The organism is Microbacterium sp. T3-8 (assembly GCF_055398145.1).
The window spans coordinates 2815383-2831895 of sequence record NZ_AP027918.1 but is presented as its reverse complement, the minus strand read 5'-3'; the positions used below and the strand labels follow the sequence as shown (position 1 = coordinate 2831895).

The window sequence follows — 16513 nt, the reverse complement described above, 5'->3', positions numbered from 1 at the left end:
GCCCCCGGTGCTCAGGCGCCGGGGGCTTCGTCGTGGGGATGCTGCGGGTCAGGCGTGACCGAGCTCCTGCTGCTGCTCGACGGCGAGGGCGATGTCGTCTTCGGCGACGGCCCAGTCTCCGGTCGACAGGTAGACGTACTTCTTCGCGACGGCCACGGCGTGGTCGGCGAAGCGCTCGTGGTAGCGGCTGGCGAGCGTGGCGTCGACGGTAGCCGTGGCCTCGCCCTTCCAGTTGTCGCTGAGGACCTTCTCGAAGACGGTGGCGTGCAGTTCGTCGACGTCGTCGTCCGCATTGCGGATCGCGTCGGCGAAACGGAGGTCCTGGGTGCGCAGCAGCTCGGAGAGCGTCCGCGAGATCTCGACGTCGAGCTCGCCCATCTTCACGAAGGTGCCCTTGAGGCCCTTCGGGATGGCGCGCTCCGGGAAGCGGAGGCGTGCGAGCTGGGCGATGTGCTCGGACATGTCGCCCATGCGCTCGAGCGACGCGCTGACGCGCAGCGCCGTGACGACGATGCGCAGGTCGCGGGCGACCGGCTGCTGGCGGGCGAGGATCTCGATGGCCTGCTCGTCGAGGGCGACGGCGAGCTCGTCGATCTTGGCGTCGTCGGCGATGACCTCTTCGGCCAACGCGACGTCGCTCGTCGCGAACGCACGTGTCGCCTTGTCGATCGAGACCGTGACGAGGTCGGCGATCTCCACGAGGCGGGACTGCAGGTCCTCGAGGGACTGGTGGAAGACTTCGCGCATGGTGGGGCGCAACCTTTCATGTGAATCTCGACTGGTGTCAGCGCGAGACGGCGGGGTCGTCCGCACGGGAGGAGCAGGACCGCGCTCCCGCACAGGCCCGAAGCGATTGTCTGCTCCGAAGGTTAACGAACGGTGCCCAGCACGTGAATAGTACTTCTCTCGTTGCCGCTGTGGCCCGGAAACCCGCCGGAGAGAGGGTGAACGCACTCTACGCTGGAGACATGACCGAGACGCAGATCGCCTTGATCGCCCTGGCCGTCGGCCTGGCGATCGGTATCGGCCTCTCGCTCCTTCTCGCCTGGGCGTACCGTGCGCGGGCCCGTGTCGCGGAGGAGACCTCGAGCGCCGTTCCCGAGGGGATCGTCGACGTTCTCGCGAGCATGGACGATGCGGCCTGCGTGGTCGACACGTCGGGGCTCGTGCTCGCCGCATCGGTCGCCGCCTCGCGGTTCGGGATCGACGTGGGCTCGACCCTCGACAACCCGGAACTGCGTCTGCTCGTGCGCGGCGTGCGCGCCGACGGAGGCACCGCGACGGAGTCGATGCGCATCACCCGCGGGGGGCTGAGCCTCGACCCGCGTCTCGTCTCGGCGCGTGCGAGCGTGCTCGGACCGCGTCTGACCCTGCTGATCATCCGGGATGTCACGGAGCAGGAACGCCTCGACCAGATGCGGCGCGATTTCGTCGCGAACACCAGCCATGAGCTCAAGACCCCGGTCGGTGCGGTGACTCTGCTTGCGGAGGCGATCGAGTCGGCCGCCGACGACCCGGCCCAGGTGCGCATCTTCGCGACGCGCATCTCGGCGGAGGCGGGCCGTCTCGCGCAGTTGACCGGTCGCATCATGAGCCTCTCCCGGCTCCAGGCCGACGACGGCCTGGGCGACGTCACCCCGGTCGCGATCGACGAGGTCATCGCGAAGTCCATCGAGGCGCACGTCGTGCAGGCCGACGCCGCGGGAGTCGAGATCACGCGCGGCGGCGACCGCGGGATCTGGGTGCGCGGTGACGCGCAGATCCTCGTCGAAGCCGTCGGGAACCTCATCGTGAACGCGATCGTGTACTCCCCGAGCGGATCCCGCGTCGGGGTCGGCGTGCGCGCCGAGGACGGCGTCGTGGAGATCGCGGTGTCGGACCAGGGCATCGGCATCGCCGAGACCGATCGTGAGCGCATCTTCGAGCGTTTCTACCGCGCGGACGAGGCGCGCTCGCGCCGCACCGGCGGCACCGGCCTCGGCCTGTCGATCGTCAAGCACGCCACGCAGCGGCACGGCGGCGAGGTGCGCCTGTGGTCGCGCCCGGGCCGCGGCTCGACGTTCACGATGCGGCTTCCCCTGATCGACGCACCGCCGAACGCGGATGCCGGCAAGAAGAGCAAGAAGAAGCGCGAACGAAAGGCCGCCAAGGCCGGCGCCGTTCGCGTACGGAAAGGTGACCGCGCATGACCCGCATCCTCCTCGTCGAAGACGAACCCGATCTCGCCGATCCGCTGGCGTACCTGTTGCGTCGGGAGGGGTACGAGGTCGAGATCGCCGAGGACGGCCCGACGGCGCTCACGGCGTTCCGCGAGCGCGGTGCCGACATCGTTCTGCTCGACCTGATGCTGCCGGGCATGCCGGGCACCGAGGTGTGCCGCCAGATCCGCTCGTCGTCGGCGGTGCCGATCATCATGCTCACGGCGAAGGACTCCGAGGTCGACATCGTGGTGGGGCTCGAGCTCGGAGCCGACGACTACATCACGAAGCCGTACTCCTCGCGCGAGCTGCTCGCCCGTATGCGGGCGGTGCTGCGCCGGGTGGTGCAGGCCGACAGCGAGCTCGACGAGCGCGTGCTCGACGGCGGGCGCGTGTCGCTCGACATCGACCGGCACACGGTGTCGGTGGCGGGGCAGCTGATCAACATGCCGCTGAAGGAGTTCGAACTGCTGGAGGTGCTGATGCGCAACGCGGGTCGCGTGCTCACCCGCGGACAGCTCATCGACCGGGTCTGGGGCAGCGACTATTTCGGCGACACGAAGACCCTCGACGTGCACATCAAGCGCATCCGCTCGCGCATCGAGGTCAACCCCAGCGAGCCGGTCATGCTCGTCACCGTGCGGGGGCTCGGCTACCGCTTCGAGGCCTGAGCCACCGCTTCCCGAGCGCACCGGACGGTCTCCGGACAGCGAGAAGGCCGGCTCCCGAGGGAGCCGGCCTTCTCTGCGTGCGTATGGATCAGTTCTCTTCGGGAACCAGATCCGCGTAGTAGGGGAGGCCGCCGTCGAGCACCGGGATGGCCGTCTTCACGCCGGTGGAGTCACCGGACTGGAAGTGGATCTCGACCGTGGAACCGGGCTTCGAGTCGAGGCCGACGATGCGCAGCGGCTCGGCGTCGGCGCCCAGGCTGATGCTGTCGCCCGCGGGAACCGTGATGGTGAACGCGTCGTTGTCGGCGAAGGCGATGGTGATGGTCGCGCGGTCGTCGGTCGGGTTCACGAAGGCGCCGATGAGGTTGCCCACCGTGCCGTCCTCGTTCGCGACGATGAACACGTTGCGCGCGTCGATCGGGCCCTCGGCGTCGGAGACGTTCACGCCGTCCGAGGCGGAGTACTCGATCTTCGTCGCCTGCGGCGAGATGAACGTGCATCCGGTCGCGCCGAGAAGAACGACGGCGCTGAGGGCAGCAGACGCAACAAGGCGCGATTTCACGGGTCCTCCTGGGGTACGACGGGATATCCGCAACCATTCTACGGGTACGCGGACCGCGCCTCGGGACGAGGGGGCGCAAACCTTAGCGCATAACCCCTGTGGTATCCTTGAGGTTGCCGAAAGGATACGTTTTTATGCTTTTTGAGGTTGGCGAGACCGTCGTCTATCCGCACCATGGCGCTGCGACCATCATCGAGGTCAAGGAGCGCATCATCAAGGGTGAGGCGAAGAAGTACCTGAAGCTCAATGTGACGCAGGGCGACCTGATCATCGAGGTTCCTGCCGAGAACGTCGACCTGGTCGGTGTCCGCGACGTGATCGGCAAGGAGGGCCTCGACCACGTGTTCGAGGTTCTGCGCGCTCCGTTCACCGAGGAGCCCACCAACTGGTCGCGTCGGTACAAGGCGAACCTCGAGAAGCTCGCCTCCGGCGATGTGATCAAGGTGAGCGAGGTCGTGCGCGACCTGTGGCGCCGTGACCAGGATCGCGGTCTGTCCGCCGGAGAGAAGCGGATGCTGGCGAAGGCTCGTCAGATCCTCATCTCCGAGCTGGCGCTCGCCGAGAAGACCGACGAGGACAAGGCGGGCGCGATGCTCGACGAGGTCCTCGCGTCCTGATCCGAGTTTCCCGAAGGGGGCGGATGCTTCGGCATCCGCCCCCTTCGTCGTTCCCCGCAGACGGTAGCGTGAAGACGTGACTCTGCTTCCCGTGCCGCACGTCGCGGTCATCGTCGTCGCCGCCGGATCCGGTACCCGCCTGGCGGCGGGCGCGCCGAAAGCCCTCGTCGGCATCGACGGACGTTCGATCCTGCGCCACGCCCTCGACGGCGTGTTCGCCGCCGCCCCCGCGCAGGTGATCGTCGTCGCGCCCGCGGGCTTCGAAGGCGACGCCGAGACCGAGGTGCGCGAGGCCGCCGGGGATCGCGTCGACCTCGCGCGGGTCGTCGTGGGAGGGGACACGCGCCAGGAGTCCGTCGCGGCGGGGCTCGCTGCGCTCTGGGGTGATGTGCGCACCGTGCTGGTGCACGACGCCGCCCGTGCGCTGACCCCGCCCGCGCAGATCGACGCCGTCGCCGCCGCTGTCGTCGAGGGCACCGGCATCATCCCCGCGCTCCCGGTGATCGATACGCTCAAGCGGGTCGACGGCGACAGCATCGTCGCCCCGGTCGATCGTTCCGAGCTCGCCGCGGCGCAGACCCCCCAGGGCTTCCCGCGCACCGCGCTCGAGGCGGCGTACGCCGCCGCCGCCGCTGCGGGGATCGAGTACACCGACGACGCCGCGCTGTTCGCCGCCGCCGGATACGCCGTCCGACACATCCCCGGCGATGCCCGCGCCTTCAAGATCACGACGCCGGACGACCTCGACCGAGCGCGCCGGCTGCTCGCCGAGGCGCCCGCGCTGCCCCTGCACGTGCCGGCATCCGCTCCGAACCTGCCGCGCGTCGGCCTCGGCACCGACGTCCACGCCTTCGGCGGAGAGGGCGACCTGTGGTTGGCCGGACTGCGGTGGCCCGGCGAGCCGGCGCTCTCGGGGCACTCCGACGGCGACGCGGTCGCGCACGCCATCGTCGACGCACTGCTCGGTGCTGCCGGCCTGGGTGACATCGGTGAGCACTTCGGCACCGCGCATCCCGAGTACGCGGGCGCGCACGCCGCGGTCTTCCTGGCGCGCACCCGCGAACTGCTCGGTGAGGCGGGCTTCGTGATCGGCAACGTCTCGGCGCAGTTCCAGGGCAACCGTCCGCGGTTCAGCGCGCGCCGCGCCGAGGCCGAGCGGGCGCTCTCGGATGCTCTCGGCGGCGCCCCCGTCTCGGTGACCGCGACGACCACCGATGCGCTCGGCTTCCCGGGGCGCGGGGAGGGCATCGCCGTGACCGCGGTCGCACTCGTCTTCCCGGCCACGGCGCCCTGACGCACTGGCCGCGGCCTGCGCGTCACTCTCGGGGCGCGCGGGGGCGAGCCGAGTAGGCTTGAGCGGTGACTCTCCGCCTCTACGACACCCGTGCGCAGGACCTGCGCGACTTCGTGCCGCTCGACCCCGGAAACGTCACGATGTACGTGTGCGGTCCGACCGTGCAGTCCGGTCCGCACATCGGGCACGTCCGCGCGGCGCTCAGCTTCGATCTGCTGCGCCGGTGGCTCGAGAAGCGGCACGGACGGGTCACCTTCGTGCGCAACGTGACCGACATCGACGACAAGGTGCTCGCGAACGCCACCGACGCGGAGCCCTGGTGGGCCCTCGCCTATCGGATCGAGCAGGAGTTCGCTGCAGCCTACGCGGGCATCGGCATCCTGCCCCCGACGTACGAACCGCGCGCGACGGCATCCGTCCCGCAGATGCAGGAGCTCATCGCGCTGCTCATCGATCGCGGCCACGCGTACCCCGCCGCCGACGGCTCGGGCGACGTGTACTTCGACGTGCGCTCGTGGGGCGAGTACGGTGCGCTGACGCACCAGTCGATCGACGCGATGGAGGCGGCGGAGGACGCCGACCCCCGTGGAAAGCGCAATCCCCAGGACTTCGCCCTCTGGAAGGGGTCGAAGAGCGATGAGCCCGCGGATGCCCGGTGGGTGTCTCCGTGGGGTGAAGGCCGGCCCGGCTGGCACATCGAATGCTCCGCGATGGCGAAGCGCTATCTCGGACCGGAGTTCGACATCCACGGCGGCGGTCTCGACCTGCGCTTCCCGCACCACGAGAACGAGTTGGCGCAGTCGAGGGCCGCGGGCGACGCGTTCGCGCGGTACTGGGTGCACAACGGTCTGGTCACCGTGAACGGGCAGAAGATGTCGAAGTCGCTCGGAAACTTCACGCTGGCCGCCGATGTGCTCGCCGCCCGCGATCCGCTCGTCGTGCGGTACGCGCTCGCGGCCGCGCACTACCGCTCGAGCCTCGACCTGACGGAGTCGTCGTGGACGGAGGCCGAGGCCGCGCTCGGACGCATCCGCACCTTCCTCGAACGGGGCGAGCGGCTCGCGAAGCCGGGCTGGGGCCAGGCGAAGGAGGGACTCCCGCAGGAGTTCGTCGAGGCCATGGACGACGACCTCTCGGTACCCCGGGCGCTCGCCGCGATCCACACGAGCATCCGCTCCGGAAATGCGCTCCTCGACGCGGGCAAGTACGATGAGGCGAGGCAGGACGTGATGGACGTCATTCAGATGACGCTCGTCCTGGGGATCAATCCGCACTCTTCGCAGTGGAACGGCACCGGCGGGGGAGCCGAGGCCGCCGCACTGGACGCACTCGTCCAGACGATGATCACCCAGCGCGCACAGGCGCGTGCCGACAAGGACTGGGCGGCAGCCGATCGCATCCGTGACGCGATCGCAGCCGCAGGAATCACGCTGGAGGATACTCCGGCCGGAACTCATTGGAGTATCGATGGCTAAGCCACAGCGCCCCGGCGCGAACAAGGGCAACAAGAAGGGCCCCACCAAGGGCACCGGCGGTCTCGGGCGCAAGGCGCTCGAAGGACGCGGACCCACGCCGAAGGCCGAGGACCGCGCCTGGCACCCCGCCGGCAAGCGCAAGGCCGCGGCCGAGCGCTACGCCGCGTCAGGTGGTAAGGGCAAGCCGGGCCAGCGCCAGACCGCCGGGGGCAACCCGAACCGTTCGGCGCGCTCCAAGGACAACACGACGGAGACCGAGGTCGTCACCGGCCGCAACTCGGTGCTCGAGGCGCTGCGCGCGAAGATCCCGGCGACGGCGTTCTACATCGCGCAGCGGGTCGAGATGGACGACCGCGTGAAGGAGATGCTCTCGATCGCGACGCACCGCGGCATCCCGGTGCTCGAGGTCACGCGCCAGGAGCTCGACCGCATGGCCGGATTCGACGGCGTGCATCAGGGCGTCGCCATCAAGGTGCCGCCCTACGAGTACGCGCACCCGCAGGACCTGCTCGAGAAGGCGATCGACAAGGGGCATGTCCCGCTGTTCGTCGCTCTCGACGGCATCACCGACTCCCGCAACCTCGGCGCGATCATCCGCTCGGCGGCCGCGTTCGGCAGCCACGGCGTGATCCTGCCGCAGCGCCGTTCGGCGGGGGTGAACTCCGCCGCCTGGAAGACGAGCGCCGGGGCCGCCGCGCGTCTGCCCGTCGCGCTCGCGACGAACCTGACCACGCAGCTCAAGGAGTTCAAGAAGCAGGGTGTGTTCATCCTCGGCCTCGCCGGTGACGGCGACGTCGATCTGCCCGCACTCCAGCTCGCCGATCGCGCGGTCGTCATCGTCGCCGGAGCCGAGGGCAAGGGTCTCTCGCGCCTCGTCCGCGAGACCTGCGATCAGATCGTCTCGATCCCGATCTCCACGGCCACCGAGTCGCTGAACGTCGGCATCGCCACCTCCGTCGCCCTGTACCAGGTCGCGACGATCCGCTCCACGAAGTAGTTCGCCGCAGCATCCGAAGGGAAGAGCCCGCATGAGTCGCATCGTCGTCCTCGGAGGGACCGGCTACGCCGGTCGTCACATCGCCGCAGAGGCGGTGAGCCGCGGTCACGAGGTCGTCGCGGTGTCGCGCTCGGTGCCGACGGATGCCGTGGAGGGCGTCGCGTACATCCAGGGCTCCGTGCTGGACCTCGCCCCTCTCGCCGGTGCCTTCGCGGGGGCGGATGCGGTGGTCTCCGCGCTCTCCCCGCGCGGCGACATGGAGGACCGCGTGCTCGACGCGCTCGAGGGCGTGGCCCGACAGCTCAGCGGCACCGGCACGCGCCTGGGCGTGGTCGGAGGAGCGGGCGGCAGCCTGGTCGCCCCGGGCGGCCCGCGACTGTTCGACCAGGACTTCCCCGAGGAGTACAAGCACGAGGCGCAGGTGGGAATCGACTCGCTCACGTTCCTCGAGAGCACGGATGCCGCGCTCGACTGGTTCTTCGTGCACCCCGCGGAGGTCTTCGGGCCCTGGGCCGAGGGGGAGCGCACCGGCCATTACCGTGACGGCGGAGACGTGCTCGTGCGCGACGCCGACGGCAAGTCCTACATCTCGGGCGCGGATTTCGCCGTCGCGGTCGTCGACGAGATCGAGCAGGGCAACCACCACCGCGAGCGGTTCACCGTCGGCTACTGACCGCGAACGGGCATCGCGCCCCGAGGATCAGACGAGATCGCGCCAGTCGATGTCGCCGTCCTCGTCTTCGTCGGTGGTGCGCGTGGCGCCGGTGATGACGGGAAGGCTCATCGTCTCGGTGGGAGGCCCCATGATCGTGGCCTCGTCGCGACGGTGGCGAAGCACCTCGTTGATGTAACTCGTCAGCACCTCGGCGAGCGGTACCGGGCGTCCCTGCGCCTGCGACAGGTACCACCGGTGCTCGAGCACCTGGTGGAACACCTCCGCCGGTTCGAGCTTCGCGCGCAGGTCGTAGGGGATCGCGCGCACGACGGGCTCGAAGACGCGCGTCAGCCACTCGTGCGCGTACATCTCCTCATCGGACCACTGCTTGGTGGAACGCGCGCGGAACTCGTCGAGGTCGTTGAGCAGGCGACGTGCCTGATTCTCCTCGACGTCGAGGCCGGTGAGGCGGATGAGTCGCCGCTGATGGTGGCCGGCATCGACGACCTTCGGCTGGATCTCGACGACCGCGCCGTCGGCCGTGGTCGTCATCGACATCTCGTCGATGTCGAAACCGAGGGCGTTCAGCCGCTCGACGCGCTCGGTGATGCGCCAGGTCTCGGATGCCGAGAAGGAGTCCTGTGCGGTCAGCTCGGCCCAGAGCGACCGGTACGACGAGACGATGCCGTCGGCGATCGCGACCGCGTCCACACCGTTCTCGAGGCGCCCGCCGGCGGCCAGGTCCATGATCTCGCCGGCGATGTTCGTGCGGGCGAGATCGAGATCGTAGGCGCGCTGCCCGTCGGTCAGCCCCTCCTCGTGCAGTTCGCCGGTCTCGGCGTCGACGAGGTACGCCGCGAACGCGCCCGCATCGCGGCGGAACAGCGTGTTCGACAGCGATACGTCGCCCCAGTAGAAGCCGACGTTGTGCAGGCGCACCAGCAGGAGGGCGAGGGCGTCGACGAGTCGAGTGGCGGTGTCGGGGCGCAGCACGCGGGTGAACAGCGCGCGGTACGGCATCGAGAAGCGCAGGTGCGAGGTCACCAGGGCGGCCGGGAGCGCTTCGCCGTCGGCATCCGTTCGCCCGGCGATGACGGCGACCCGGTCGACGCAGGGCACGTCGAGGCGGGCGAGGTTGCCGAGCATCTCGTATTCGCGGCGCGCCATCTCCTCGGTGGTCTCCTTCACCGCGACGACCCGTCCCGACAGATCGGCGAAGCGCACGAGGTGCCGCGACAGACCCTTCGGGAGCGAGACGATGTGCTCGGAGGGCCAGCGGGCGAGCGTCGTCGACCAGGGCAGGCCGAGGAGGCCGGGGTCGACGGTGCTGGCGGTGATGCGCAGCGAATCCTGCATGGCGCTCCTGGGAAGTCGGGGTGGACGCAGACGCGGCGCGGGCGACCGAAGTCGACCCGCGCCGCGAGTGGTGTGTGCGATCAGGCCGAGACGACCGGAGCCGTGTTCAGGCGGCTTCCCGACTCGAGGTCGAACGCGTGGACGTGCCCCGGGTTGGCGGCCAGGGTGACCGTCTCGCCGGCGTTCGGGTGGCTGCGACCGTCGACGCGCGCGACGAGGTCGGTGCGCTTGCCGTTGATGTCGGTGTGGCCGTAGAGGTAACCGTCGGCGCCGAGCTCCTCGACGAGGTCGACGACGACCGAGAGGCCCTTGCCGTCGGCCGGTCCGACCGTGATGTCCTCGGGACGCACGCCGACCGTGACCTGCGTGCCGTTCGCGCCGGCGACCGCGTCACGCTCGAGCGGGACGACCTCGGTGCCGAAGCGCACGCCGCCCTCGGCGAGGTCCGCCGTGAACAGGTTCATGGCGGGGGAGCCGATGAAGCCGGCGACGAACACGTTGTTCGGCTTCTCGTACAGGTCGCGCGGCGTGCCGACCTGCTGCAGGAGGCCGTCCTTGAGCACCGCGATGCGGTCACCCATGGTGAGGGCCTCGGTCTGGTCGTGGGTGACGTAGACCGTGGTGACGCCGAGGCGGCGCTGCAGCGACGCGATCTGCGTACGCGTCTGGACGCGCAGCTTGGCGTCGAGGTTCGACAGCGGCTCGTCCATGAGGAAGACCTGGGGCTGACGCACGATCGCGCGACCCATGGCGACACGCTGACGCTGACCACCCGAGAGGGCCTTCGGCTTGCGGGTCAGGTACTCCTCGAGGTCGAGCAGCTTGGCGGCCTCGAGCACGCGGGTGGCGCGCTCTTCCTTGCCGACGCCGGCGATCTTGAGCGCGAAGCCCATGTTCTCGGCGACCGTCATGTGCGGGTACAGCGCGTAGTTCTGGAAGACCATCGCGATGTCGCGGTCCTTCGGCGGGACGTCGGTGACGTCGCGGTCGCCGATGAGGATGCGGCCCGCGTTGACCTCTTCGAGGCCGGCGAGCATGCGGAGCGACGTGGACTTACCGCAACCGGAGGGTCCGACGAGGACGAGGAACTCGCCGTCGGCGACCTGGAGGTCGAGCTTGTCGACGGCCGGACGGGTGCCGCCCGGGTAGAGGCGGGTGGCCTCGTCGAAAGTCACAGATGCCATTGTGTTTCTCCTTCACCGGCAGGTACGTGCCGGACGATCCGTAGTGATGGATGCGGCGGTTCGACCCGCCGTGACCCCTCATTGGGTCGCCCTCAGTATGACATGGACCGCGGCATCTGGGTATTTCTCAGGTGCGATGGTTAACATCGAATCCGGCCGTGCAACGCGGCGATCGTCGCCTATCCGATATCCGATGATCGGGGCCACCCTGCCCCCGTGAGACTTTCAAGAGGAACGATGTCGAGCGACGAAACGCCGAACGTCCCCACCCCTCGCAACTCCCGCGAGGCTGTGCGGGAGAAGGCACAGCGAGTGCATGCAGCGCAGTCCCGTGCGCGCATCATGCGACGGATCATCATCGGGACGCTCGCGGTGGTCGCCGTCGGCGCGATCGGTACCGCCGTGACTCTCGCGGTGTCGGCTCAGGTCTCGAAGCCCCAGCTCTCGCCGACCGGCATGCACGGTGACGGCGTCGTCGTCTCCGAGCTCTCCGCATCTGCGGCATCCGATGCCGGTACGGCTACGCCCACCCCCGACTCCTCCGAGGCCGAGGCCCCCGCCGAGCCGACGGCTGAGCCCACGACGGCCCAGAAGGTCGACATCCACATCTACGTGGACTACCTGTCGGATGACGCCGGCGAGTTCGAGCGCGCCAACGCCCGCCAGCTCACCAACTGGATCAGCGAGGGTGCGGTCACCGTGACCTACCACCCGGTCGCCCTGCTCACCGCGAGCTCCAACGGCACCAAGTACTCGCTGCGCGCCGCCGCTGCGGCCGCCTGCGTCGCGACGCACTCGCCCGACCAGTTCTACGCCTTCAACCACGATCTGCTCGACGACCAGCCCGAGGTGAACACCGACGGGCTGTCCGACAGCGAACTCGCGGATCTCGCGGGAGCCGTCGGCGTCGACAACACCAAGACGGTGCGCAGCTGCATCCAGGACGGCGACTACCTGACCTGGGCCAAGGAGGCGACGACCCGTGCACTCGAGGGTCCGCTGCCCGGTTCCGACGACCTCGTGCTCGCGTCGACCCCGATGATCGTCGCCAACGGCGAGGCATACGTCGGCGCGCTCGACGACCCGGCCGAGTTCTCGCAGTTCGTGCTCACGGTCGCCAGCGACGCGTACTACCAGGCCACCGCGACGCCCACGCCGACACCGACCGAGACTCCGGCCGAGTAAGTCGGAAGCCCGAGAGGTCGGGAGACCTTCGCCACCATCGCTAAGCTGGTGGCACCCGCCGACTTGGCGCAATTGGTAGCGCACCGTACTTGTAATACGGGGGTTACGGGTTCGAGTCCCGTAGTCGGCTCTCAGATCTGAACATTTCTCCGTCCCCTTCACGAGACCACGACTGATGACGCAGCCGCAGTACCGGACCCGTGCCTCCCGACGGCAGAGCATCCGCGCCGACATCCAGGGCCTGCGTGCCGTGGCTGTTCTCCTCGTGCTGCTTTTCCATCTCTGGCCGAACCGGGTCACCGGGGGATACGTCGGTGTCGATGTCTTCTTCGTGATCAGCGGGTTCCTCATCACGGGGCATCTGGTGCGGGACTTCCAGAAGAACGGTCGGATCAGTCTGGCCCGTTTCTGGTCGCGGCGCGCCATCCGTCTTCTCCCGGCCAGCCTGGTCGTCATCGCCGCCTCGCTCGTCGCCGTGCTCGTGCTGGTGCCGGCGAGTCAGATCGTGCAGTTCGTCACCGAGGGAGCGGCGAGCGCGGCGTACGTCGTCAACTGGGTGCTCGCCGCCTTCAGCGTCGACTACCTCGCGGCCGACAACCTTCCGTCGCCCTTCCAGCACTTCTGGACGCTCTCGGTCGAGGAGCAGTTCTACATCCTCGTGCCGCTGCTGCTGGTCATCGCCGCGGCGATCACGCGCAGCCACTCACTGCGCACCTTCCGGATCGTGCTCGGGAGCGCAGCGCTCCTGTCGCTCGGCTACGGGATCTGGCTCACCGCGACCACCCCGGCCGTCGCGTACTTCTCGACCTTCACGCGGGCGTGGGAGTTCCTCGCGGGAGCTCTCCTCGCGCTCGTGCCGATCGCCCTTTCGCGAGGGGCATCGGCCGTGGTCGGCATCCTCGGAGTGGCGGGCATCATCGCCTCGGCCTTCCTGCTCGACTCAGCGGATGCGTTCCCCGGCTGGATCGCCCTGCTCCCCGTGCTCTCGACGGTCGCCGTGATCGCGGCCGGTCCGGCCTCATGGGTCGACCGCGCATCCCGGTTCCGCCCGGTGCTGTGGCTGGGGAACATCTCGTACTCGCTGTACCTCTGGCATTGGCCGCTCATCGTGCTCGTCCCGTATGCGACCGGTCGGCCGCTCAGCACGGTCGACAAGATCCTCATCGGCACCGCATCGGTCGCGCTCGCGTGGCTGTCGTACCGCTTCGTCGAGTCGCCGGTGCGGTTCAGCCCTCGGCTCGACCGCGCACGCCGGCCCGGATTCGTGTTCGTCGCGATGGCCGCGTCGATCGCCCTCATCGGGGGAGTGAGCTTCGGAGCCGGTGCATACACGAACGTGAAGATCGAGGCCGCGAACGAGGCCGCACAGGCGATGCTCGCCGACGGTGCGAACAGCGAGTGCTTCGGCGCCGGTGCCGTCGACCCGACCCGCGACTGCCCACCGGATCCGCTCGGGGACGCACTCATCCCCGACCCCGCGGCGCCGAATACCGATACCAATCGCGTCGAGTGCTGGACGGGAGTCGACAGCGCCGCCGTGAACGTCTGCAGCCTGGGGCCGGAGTCCGGGTACACCCGCACGCTGTTCGCCGTCGGCGACTCGCACAACAGCACGCTGATCGACACGTACGAGACCATCGCCGAGGAGATGAACTGGCGGATCGATCTCACCGGTCACAACGGGTGCTATTGGACCGCACGGGAGCAGGACGATCCCAACCTCGGTCACCGTGAGAACTGCACGGCGTGGAAGGCGAACATCACCGACTGGCTCGATGAGCGTCCGGCGTACGACGGTATCTTCACCATGCACGCCTCGTCGCGGTGGCAGGCCATCCCGGTCGACGGTGAGACTCAGAACGAGGCCACGGCGAACGGCATGAGCGAGGTGTGGGCGACGCAGGCCGCCCGCGGAGCGAAGATCCTCGCGATCCGCGACAATCCCGTGCAGCGCGACGACGTCAAGGCCTGCATCGACATGAACCGCGACGATCCGAACTCCTGCGCGTTGCCGCGTGATCAGGCGCTCGCCTCGTACGACGGGTCGGAGGATGCCGTCGCGGCCACGCCCGGCGCCACCCTCATCGACTTCACGTCCATCCTCTGCAACGAATCCGTCTGCCCGGTGGTCATCGGTAATGCGGTCGTGTACAGGGATCGGGACCACATGACCGGGGAGTTCGCGCAGACCCTGGCGCCGTACATCGCGGATGCCGCGAAGAAGGCGCTCGGGGACTGAGCCGGGCCCTGGTCACTCGTGCGGGTGTTCTCCGCGCAGCAGTTCCGCACGCTGATCGGCGACGCCGCTCGGGATGGTCTCGCCGTAGGTCGTGACGTCGGGGCCCGCGGAGGTCTTCTCGATGCCGCAGACGGCCGCGCCCTCGTTGCCGTCTCGATCCGTGGGCACGACCACGAACCAGGTCGTCTGCTCGGCCAGCCACTCGACGGTGCCCCGGTCGCTCGCGTACGTCGCGCCGCCCGCGTAGGCATCGACCTTCTCGACGCACATCGTCACGAGCTCGCCGTCGGTGGGATCGGACGCGACCGGCGGCGACGAGGGGGCGGGCGCCGTGGACGGGCTCGACGAGGGAGCGGGCGTGGCCGTGGAGGTGGGCGCGGTGGTCGCCGTTCGCGTCGGAGCCGGCGTCGCCGAGGATGCGGGGATCGGAGTTGCCGTGCAGCCAGCGAGCAGCGCGACGAGAGCGATCAGGGGGACGACGGCAGAAAGGCGCATTCCTGAATGCTATTTCACGGTGATCACGGACTGCGCGTTGGTCGCCGTGTCGCACATCGTGATCCGCCAGACGTCGGAACCAGCGTCATCGACCCGGGCCATCTCGATGATGAGGGGGCTGGGCCACTCCTCGCCCGAGCGGTCGGCTGCCGTGTAGGCACTCGTTCCCGCCGTCTGCTCCGCTTTCGTGAGGGTGACGTCGCGGCTGGCGAAGACCTCCAGGGTCCGCACGTCCGCGAGCGTCTCCCGCCCCGCCGCGGGATCGTCGACCCGCTCGCCGAAAGCATCCGTCCGACCGCTCGCACTGCGGATGCGCCACGCCCACCGCTCGTCGATGTACTCCAGCCGCAGGCCGACGATGGAGCCGCCCACGGCCTCGGACTCGCTCGGCAGCGCCTCGAGGAAGTCGGTCGGCCAGGTGAACTCGGCGGGCATGCACGTGCCGGGGTAGTTCTCGCCCACCGCAGCGGGCGGGTCGGGGACGGATGCCGCGCACCCGCCGAGCATCCCGGCGAGGGCGACGGCGACGCTGGCGACGGATGCTCGGCGGAGGATATGCATGCGGTGAGAGTATCCCGAATCGGAAATACCCCACGGGACCCATCGGTTGCGACGAGTATGACTCGTATCGGAAACAGCGACCTTGATGTCTTCCCGCTCTCTCTCGGCGGCAACGTGTTCGGCTGGACGGCCGATCGCGACACGTCCTTCGACGTGCTCGACGCGTTCGTGGCGGGTGGGGGCGACTTCATCGACACCGCCGACGGTTACAGTGCGTGGGTGCCCGGGAACTCCGGCGGCGAGAGCGAGACGATCATCGGCGAGTGGCTGGCCTCGCGCAAGCCGCAGGGCGTCACGGTCGCGACGAAGGTGAGCACGCACCCGGAGTTCCGGGGACTCGCCGCAGCGAACATCCGCAAGGCTGCCGAGGCGTCGCTCGCGCGTCTCGGCGTCGACGCGATCGACCTCTACTACGCCCACTTCGACGACGAGAGCGCGCCCCTCGAGGAGACGGTCGGCGCTTTCGGTCAGCTCGTGACCGACGGCCTCGTGCGCAACGTGGCCGTGTCGAACTACTCCGCCGATCGAATCCGCGAGTGGATCGAGATCGCGCAGCGCACGGGTGCCGCGCTGCCCGTCGCCGTTCAGCCGCACTACAACCTCGTGCATCGCAACGACGTCGAGAACGAGATCATCCCGGTGGCCGAGGAGTTCGGCCTCGGCCTTGTGCCCTACTACTCGCTGGCGAGCGGCTTCCTCACGGGCAAGTACCGCTCCACCGAGACCGCGGGGCAGTCCTCGCCCCGCGCCGAGGGCGCCGCCAAGTACGCGACTCCCGCGGGCCTGAAGATCATCGATGCCCTCGAGGAGATCGGTTCCGCGCACGGAGCCTCGATCGCCGCGACGTCGCTGGCGTGGCTGCGCGCGCAGCCGACGGTGGCAGCCCCCATCGCGAGCGCCCGCACGGTCGAGCAGGTTCCCGATCTCCTCGCCGGCGCTCGCCTGGAGCTGAGCGCCGACGAGGTGCAGACGCTCGACCGCGTCTCGGAGTGGACTCCCGCTCAGGCCTGAGCGGCCACCGGCG

Annotated in this window: 16 protein-coding genes and 1 tRNA gene; 11 read left to right on the top strand and 6 right to left on the bottom strand. The window is 69.3% G+C overall.

The window, feature by feature from the left end:
* Nucleotides 1–48: 48 nt before the first annotated feature.
* Nucleotides 49–747, bottom strand: a complete 699-nt coding sequence (gene phoU, locus ACZ5Y9_RS13560; RefSeq protein WP_247625021.1) for a phosphate signaling complex protein PhoU — start codon at nt 745–747, stop codon at nt 49–51.
* Between the two features lie 221 nt (nt 748–968).
* On the opposite strand from phoU, the gene ACZ5Y9_RS13555 reads away from it, so the two are divergent.
* Together ACZ5Y9_RS13555 and ACZ5Y9_RS13550 are read left to right on the top strand one after the other, a co-directional pair.
* Complete coding sequence (locus ACZ5Y9_RS13555; protein WP_247625020.1) at nt 969–2189, top strand: sensor histidine kinase; 1221 nt, start codon at nt 969–971, stop codon at nt 2187–2189.
* Nucleotides 2186–2869, top strand: a complete 684-nt coding sequence (locus tag ACZ5Y9_RS13550) for a response regulator transcription factor (protein WP_247625019.1) — start codon at nt 2186–2188, stop codon at nt 2867–2869. Before ACZ5Y9_RS13555 ends, ACZ5Y9_RS13550 begins: the two co-directional genes overlap by 4 nt.
* 88 nt (nt 2870–2957) lie before the next feature.
* On the opposite strand, the gene ACZ5Y9_RS13545 is transcribed toward ACZ5Y9_RS13550, so the two are convergent.
* Nucleotides 2958–3431 (bottom strand): DNA modification methylase, encoded by a 474-nt coding sequence (locus tag ACZ5Y9_RS13545; RefSeq protein WP_247634196.1) that lies wholly within the window; start codon nt 3429–3431, stop codon nt 2958–2960.
* 134 nt (nt 3432–3565) lie between these two features.
* Between ACZ5Y9_RS13545 and ACZ5Y9_RS13540 the strand changes: the two genes are divergently transcribed.
* From ACZ5Y9_RS13540 to ACZ5Y9_RS13520, 5 genes are all read left to right on the top strand, one after another.
* A complete protein-coding gene (locus tag ACZ5Y9_RS13540) occupies nt 3566–4048 on the top strand; it encodes a CarD family transcriptional regulator (protein ID WP_247625017.1) in 483 nt (160 codons plus the stop codon).
* A 76-nt stretch (nt 4049–4124) separates the two neighbouring features.
* Nucleotides 4125–5342 (top strand): 2-C-methyl-D-erythritol 4-phosphate cytidylyltransferase, encoded by a 1218-nt coding sequence (ispD, locus tag ACZ5Y9_RS13535; protein WP_464471566.1) that lies wholly within the window; start codon nt 4125–4127, stop codon nt 5340–5342.
* A gap of 65 nt (nt 5343–5407) precedes the next feature.
* Nucleotides 5408–6817, top strand: a complete 1410-nt coding sequence (cysS, locus tag ACZ5Y9_RS13530) for a cysteine--tRNA ligase (protein ID WP_464471565.1) — start codon at nt 5408–5410, stop codon at nt 6815–6817.
* Nucleotides 6810–7814: a 23S rRNA (guanosine(2251)-2'-O)-methyltransferase RlmB gene (rlmB, locus tag ACZ5Y9_RS13525; RefSeq protein WP_464471564.1), complete on the top strand. Its 1005-nt coding sequence runs from the start codon at nt 6810–6812 to the stop codon at nt 7812–7814. Before cysS ends, rlmB begins: the two co-directional genes overlap by 8 nt.
* Before the next feature lie 31 nt (nt 7815–7845).
* Entirely contained in the window at nt 7846–8487 is a 642-nt protein-coding gene (locus tag ACZ5Y9_RS13520) for an NAD(P)-dependent oxidoreductase (protein ID WP_464471563.1), read from the top strand.
* Nucleotides 8488–8514: 27 nt separating this feature from the next.
* On the opposite strand, the gene ACZ5Y9_RS13515 is transcribed toward ACZ5Y9_RS13520, so the two are convergent.
* Together ACZ5Y9_RS13515 and ACZ5Y9_RS13510 are read right to left on the bottom strand one after the other, a co-directional pair.
* Nucleotides 8515–9825 (bottom strand): DUF4032 domain-containing protein, encoded by a 1311-nt coding sequence (locus ACZ5Y9_RS13515; protein WP_247625012.1) that lies wholly within the window; start codon nt 9823–9825, stop codon nt 8515–8517.
* A gap of 80 nt (nt 9826–9905) precedes the next feature.
* Nucleotides 9906–11009 carry an ABC transporter ATP-binding protein gene (locus ACZ5Y9_RS13510; protein WP_247625011.1) on the bottom strand — a complete coding sequence of 368 codons (1104 nt, stop codon included), beginning with the start codon at nt 11007–11009 and terminating at the stop codon, nt 9906–9908.
* Between the two features lie 237 nt (nt 11010–11246).
* Here ACZ5Y9_RS13510 and ACZ5Y9_RS13505 point away from each other — a divergent pair, with 237 nt between their 5' ends.
* The 3 genes from ACZ5Y9_RS13505 (at nt 11247) to ACZ5Y9_RS13495 (ending at nt 14433) form a co-directional block, all read left to right on the top strand.
* A complete protein-coding gene (locus ACZ5Y9_RS13505) occupies nt 11247–12194 on the top strand; it encodes a DsbA family protein (RefSeq protein ID WP_247956672.1) in 948 nt (315 codons plus the stop codon).
* 57 nt (nt 12195–12251) lie between these two features.
* Nucleotides 12252–12324 (top strand) — tRNA-Thr (locus ACZ5Y9_RS13500).
* Nucleotides 12325–12369: 45 nt separating this feature from the next.
* Entirely contained in the window at nt 12370–14433 is a 2064-nt protein-coding gene (locus ACZ5Y9_RS13495; RefSeq protein ID WP_464471562.1) for an acyltransferase family protein, read from the top strand.
* Nucleotides 14434–14445: 12 nt separating this feature from the next.
* On the opposite strand, the gene ACZ5Y9_RS13490 is transcribed toward ACZ5Y9_RS13495, so the two are convergent.
* On the bottom strand, nt 14446–14928 hold the full coding sequence (locus ACZ5Y9_RS13490; protein WP_464471561.1) for a hypothetical protein: 483 nt from the start codon (nt 14926–14928) through the stop codon (nt 14446–14448).
* Nucleotides 14929–14937: 9 nt separating this feature from the next.
* Nucleotides 14938–15489: a hypothetical protein gene (locus ACZ5Y9_RS13485; protein WP_464471560.1), complete on the bottom strand. Its 552-nt coding sequence runs from the start codon at nt 15487–15489 to the stop codon at nt 14938–14940.
* Nucleotides 15490–15546: 57 nt separating this feature from the next.
* On the opposite strand from ACZ5Y9_RS13485, the gene ACZ5Y9_RS13480 reads away from it, so the two are divergent.
* Nucleotides 15547–16500, top strand: a complete 954-nt coding sequence (locus tag ACZ5Y9_RS13480) for an aldo/keto reductase (protein ID WP_464471559.1) — start codon at nt 15547–15549, stop codon at nt 16498–16500.
* Nucleotides 16501–16513: the final 13 nt, after the last annotated feature.

Bases quoted from the DNA above. Each gene is read 5' to 3' on its own strand.
- phoU (WP_247625021.1), bottom strand. From the start codon at position 747: ATGCGCGAAGTCTTCCACCAGTCCCTCGAGGACCTGCAGTCCCGCCTC.
- ACZ5Y9_RS13555 (WP_247625020.1), top strand. From the start codon at position 969: ATGACCGAGACGCAGATCGCCTTGATCGCCCTGGCCGTCGGCCTGGCG.
- ACZ5Y9_RS13550 (WP_247625019.1), top strand. From the start codon at position 2,186: ATGACCCGCATCCTCCTCGTCGAAGACGAACCCGATCTCGCCGATCCG.
- ACZ5Y9_RS13540 (WP_247625017.1), top strand. From the start codon at position 3,566: ATGCTTTTTGAGGTTGGCGAGACCGTCGTCTATCCGCACCATGGCGCT.
- rlmB (WP_464471564.1), top strand. From the start codon at position 6,810: ATGGCTAAGCCACAGCGCCCCGGCGCGAACAAGGGCAACAAGAAGGGC.
- ACZ5Y9_RS13520 (WP_464471563.1), top strand. From the start codon at position 7,846: ATGAGTCGCATCGTCGTCCTCGGAGGGACCGGCTACGCCGGTCGTCAC.
- ACZ5Y9_RS13515 (WP_247625012.1), bottom strand. From the start codon at position 9,825: ATGCAGGATTCGCTGCGCATCACCGCCAGCACCGTCGACCCCGGCCTC.
- ACZ5Y9_RS13510 (WP_247625011.1), bottom strand. From the start codon at position 11,009: ATGGCATCTGTGACTTTCGACGAGGCCACCCGCCTCTACCCGGGCGGC.
- ACZ5Y9_RS13505 (WP_247956672.1), top strand. From the start codon at position 11,247: ATGTCGAGCGACGAAACGCCGAACGTCCCCACCCCTCGCAACTCCCGC.
- ACZ5Y9_RS13495 (WP_464471562.1), top strand. From the start codon at position 12,370: ATGACGCAGCCGCAGTACCGGACCCGTGCCTCCCGACGGCAGAGCATC.
- ACZ5Y9_RS13490 (WP_464471561.1), bottom strand. From the start codon at position 14,928: ATGCGCCTTTCTGCCGTCGTCCCCCTGATCGCTCTCGTCGCGCTGCTC.
- ACZ5Y9_RS13485 (WP_464471560.1), bottom strand. From the start codon at position 15,489: ATGCATATCCTCCGCCGAGCATCCGTCGCCAGCGTCGCCGTCGCCCTC.
- ACZ5Y9_RS13480 (WP_464471559.1), top strand. From the start codon at position 15,547: ATGACTCGTATCGGAAACAGCGACCTTGATGTCTTCCCGCTCTCTCTC.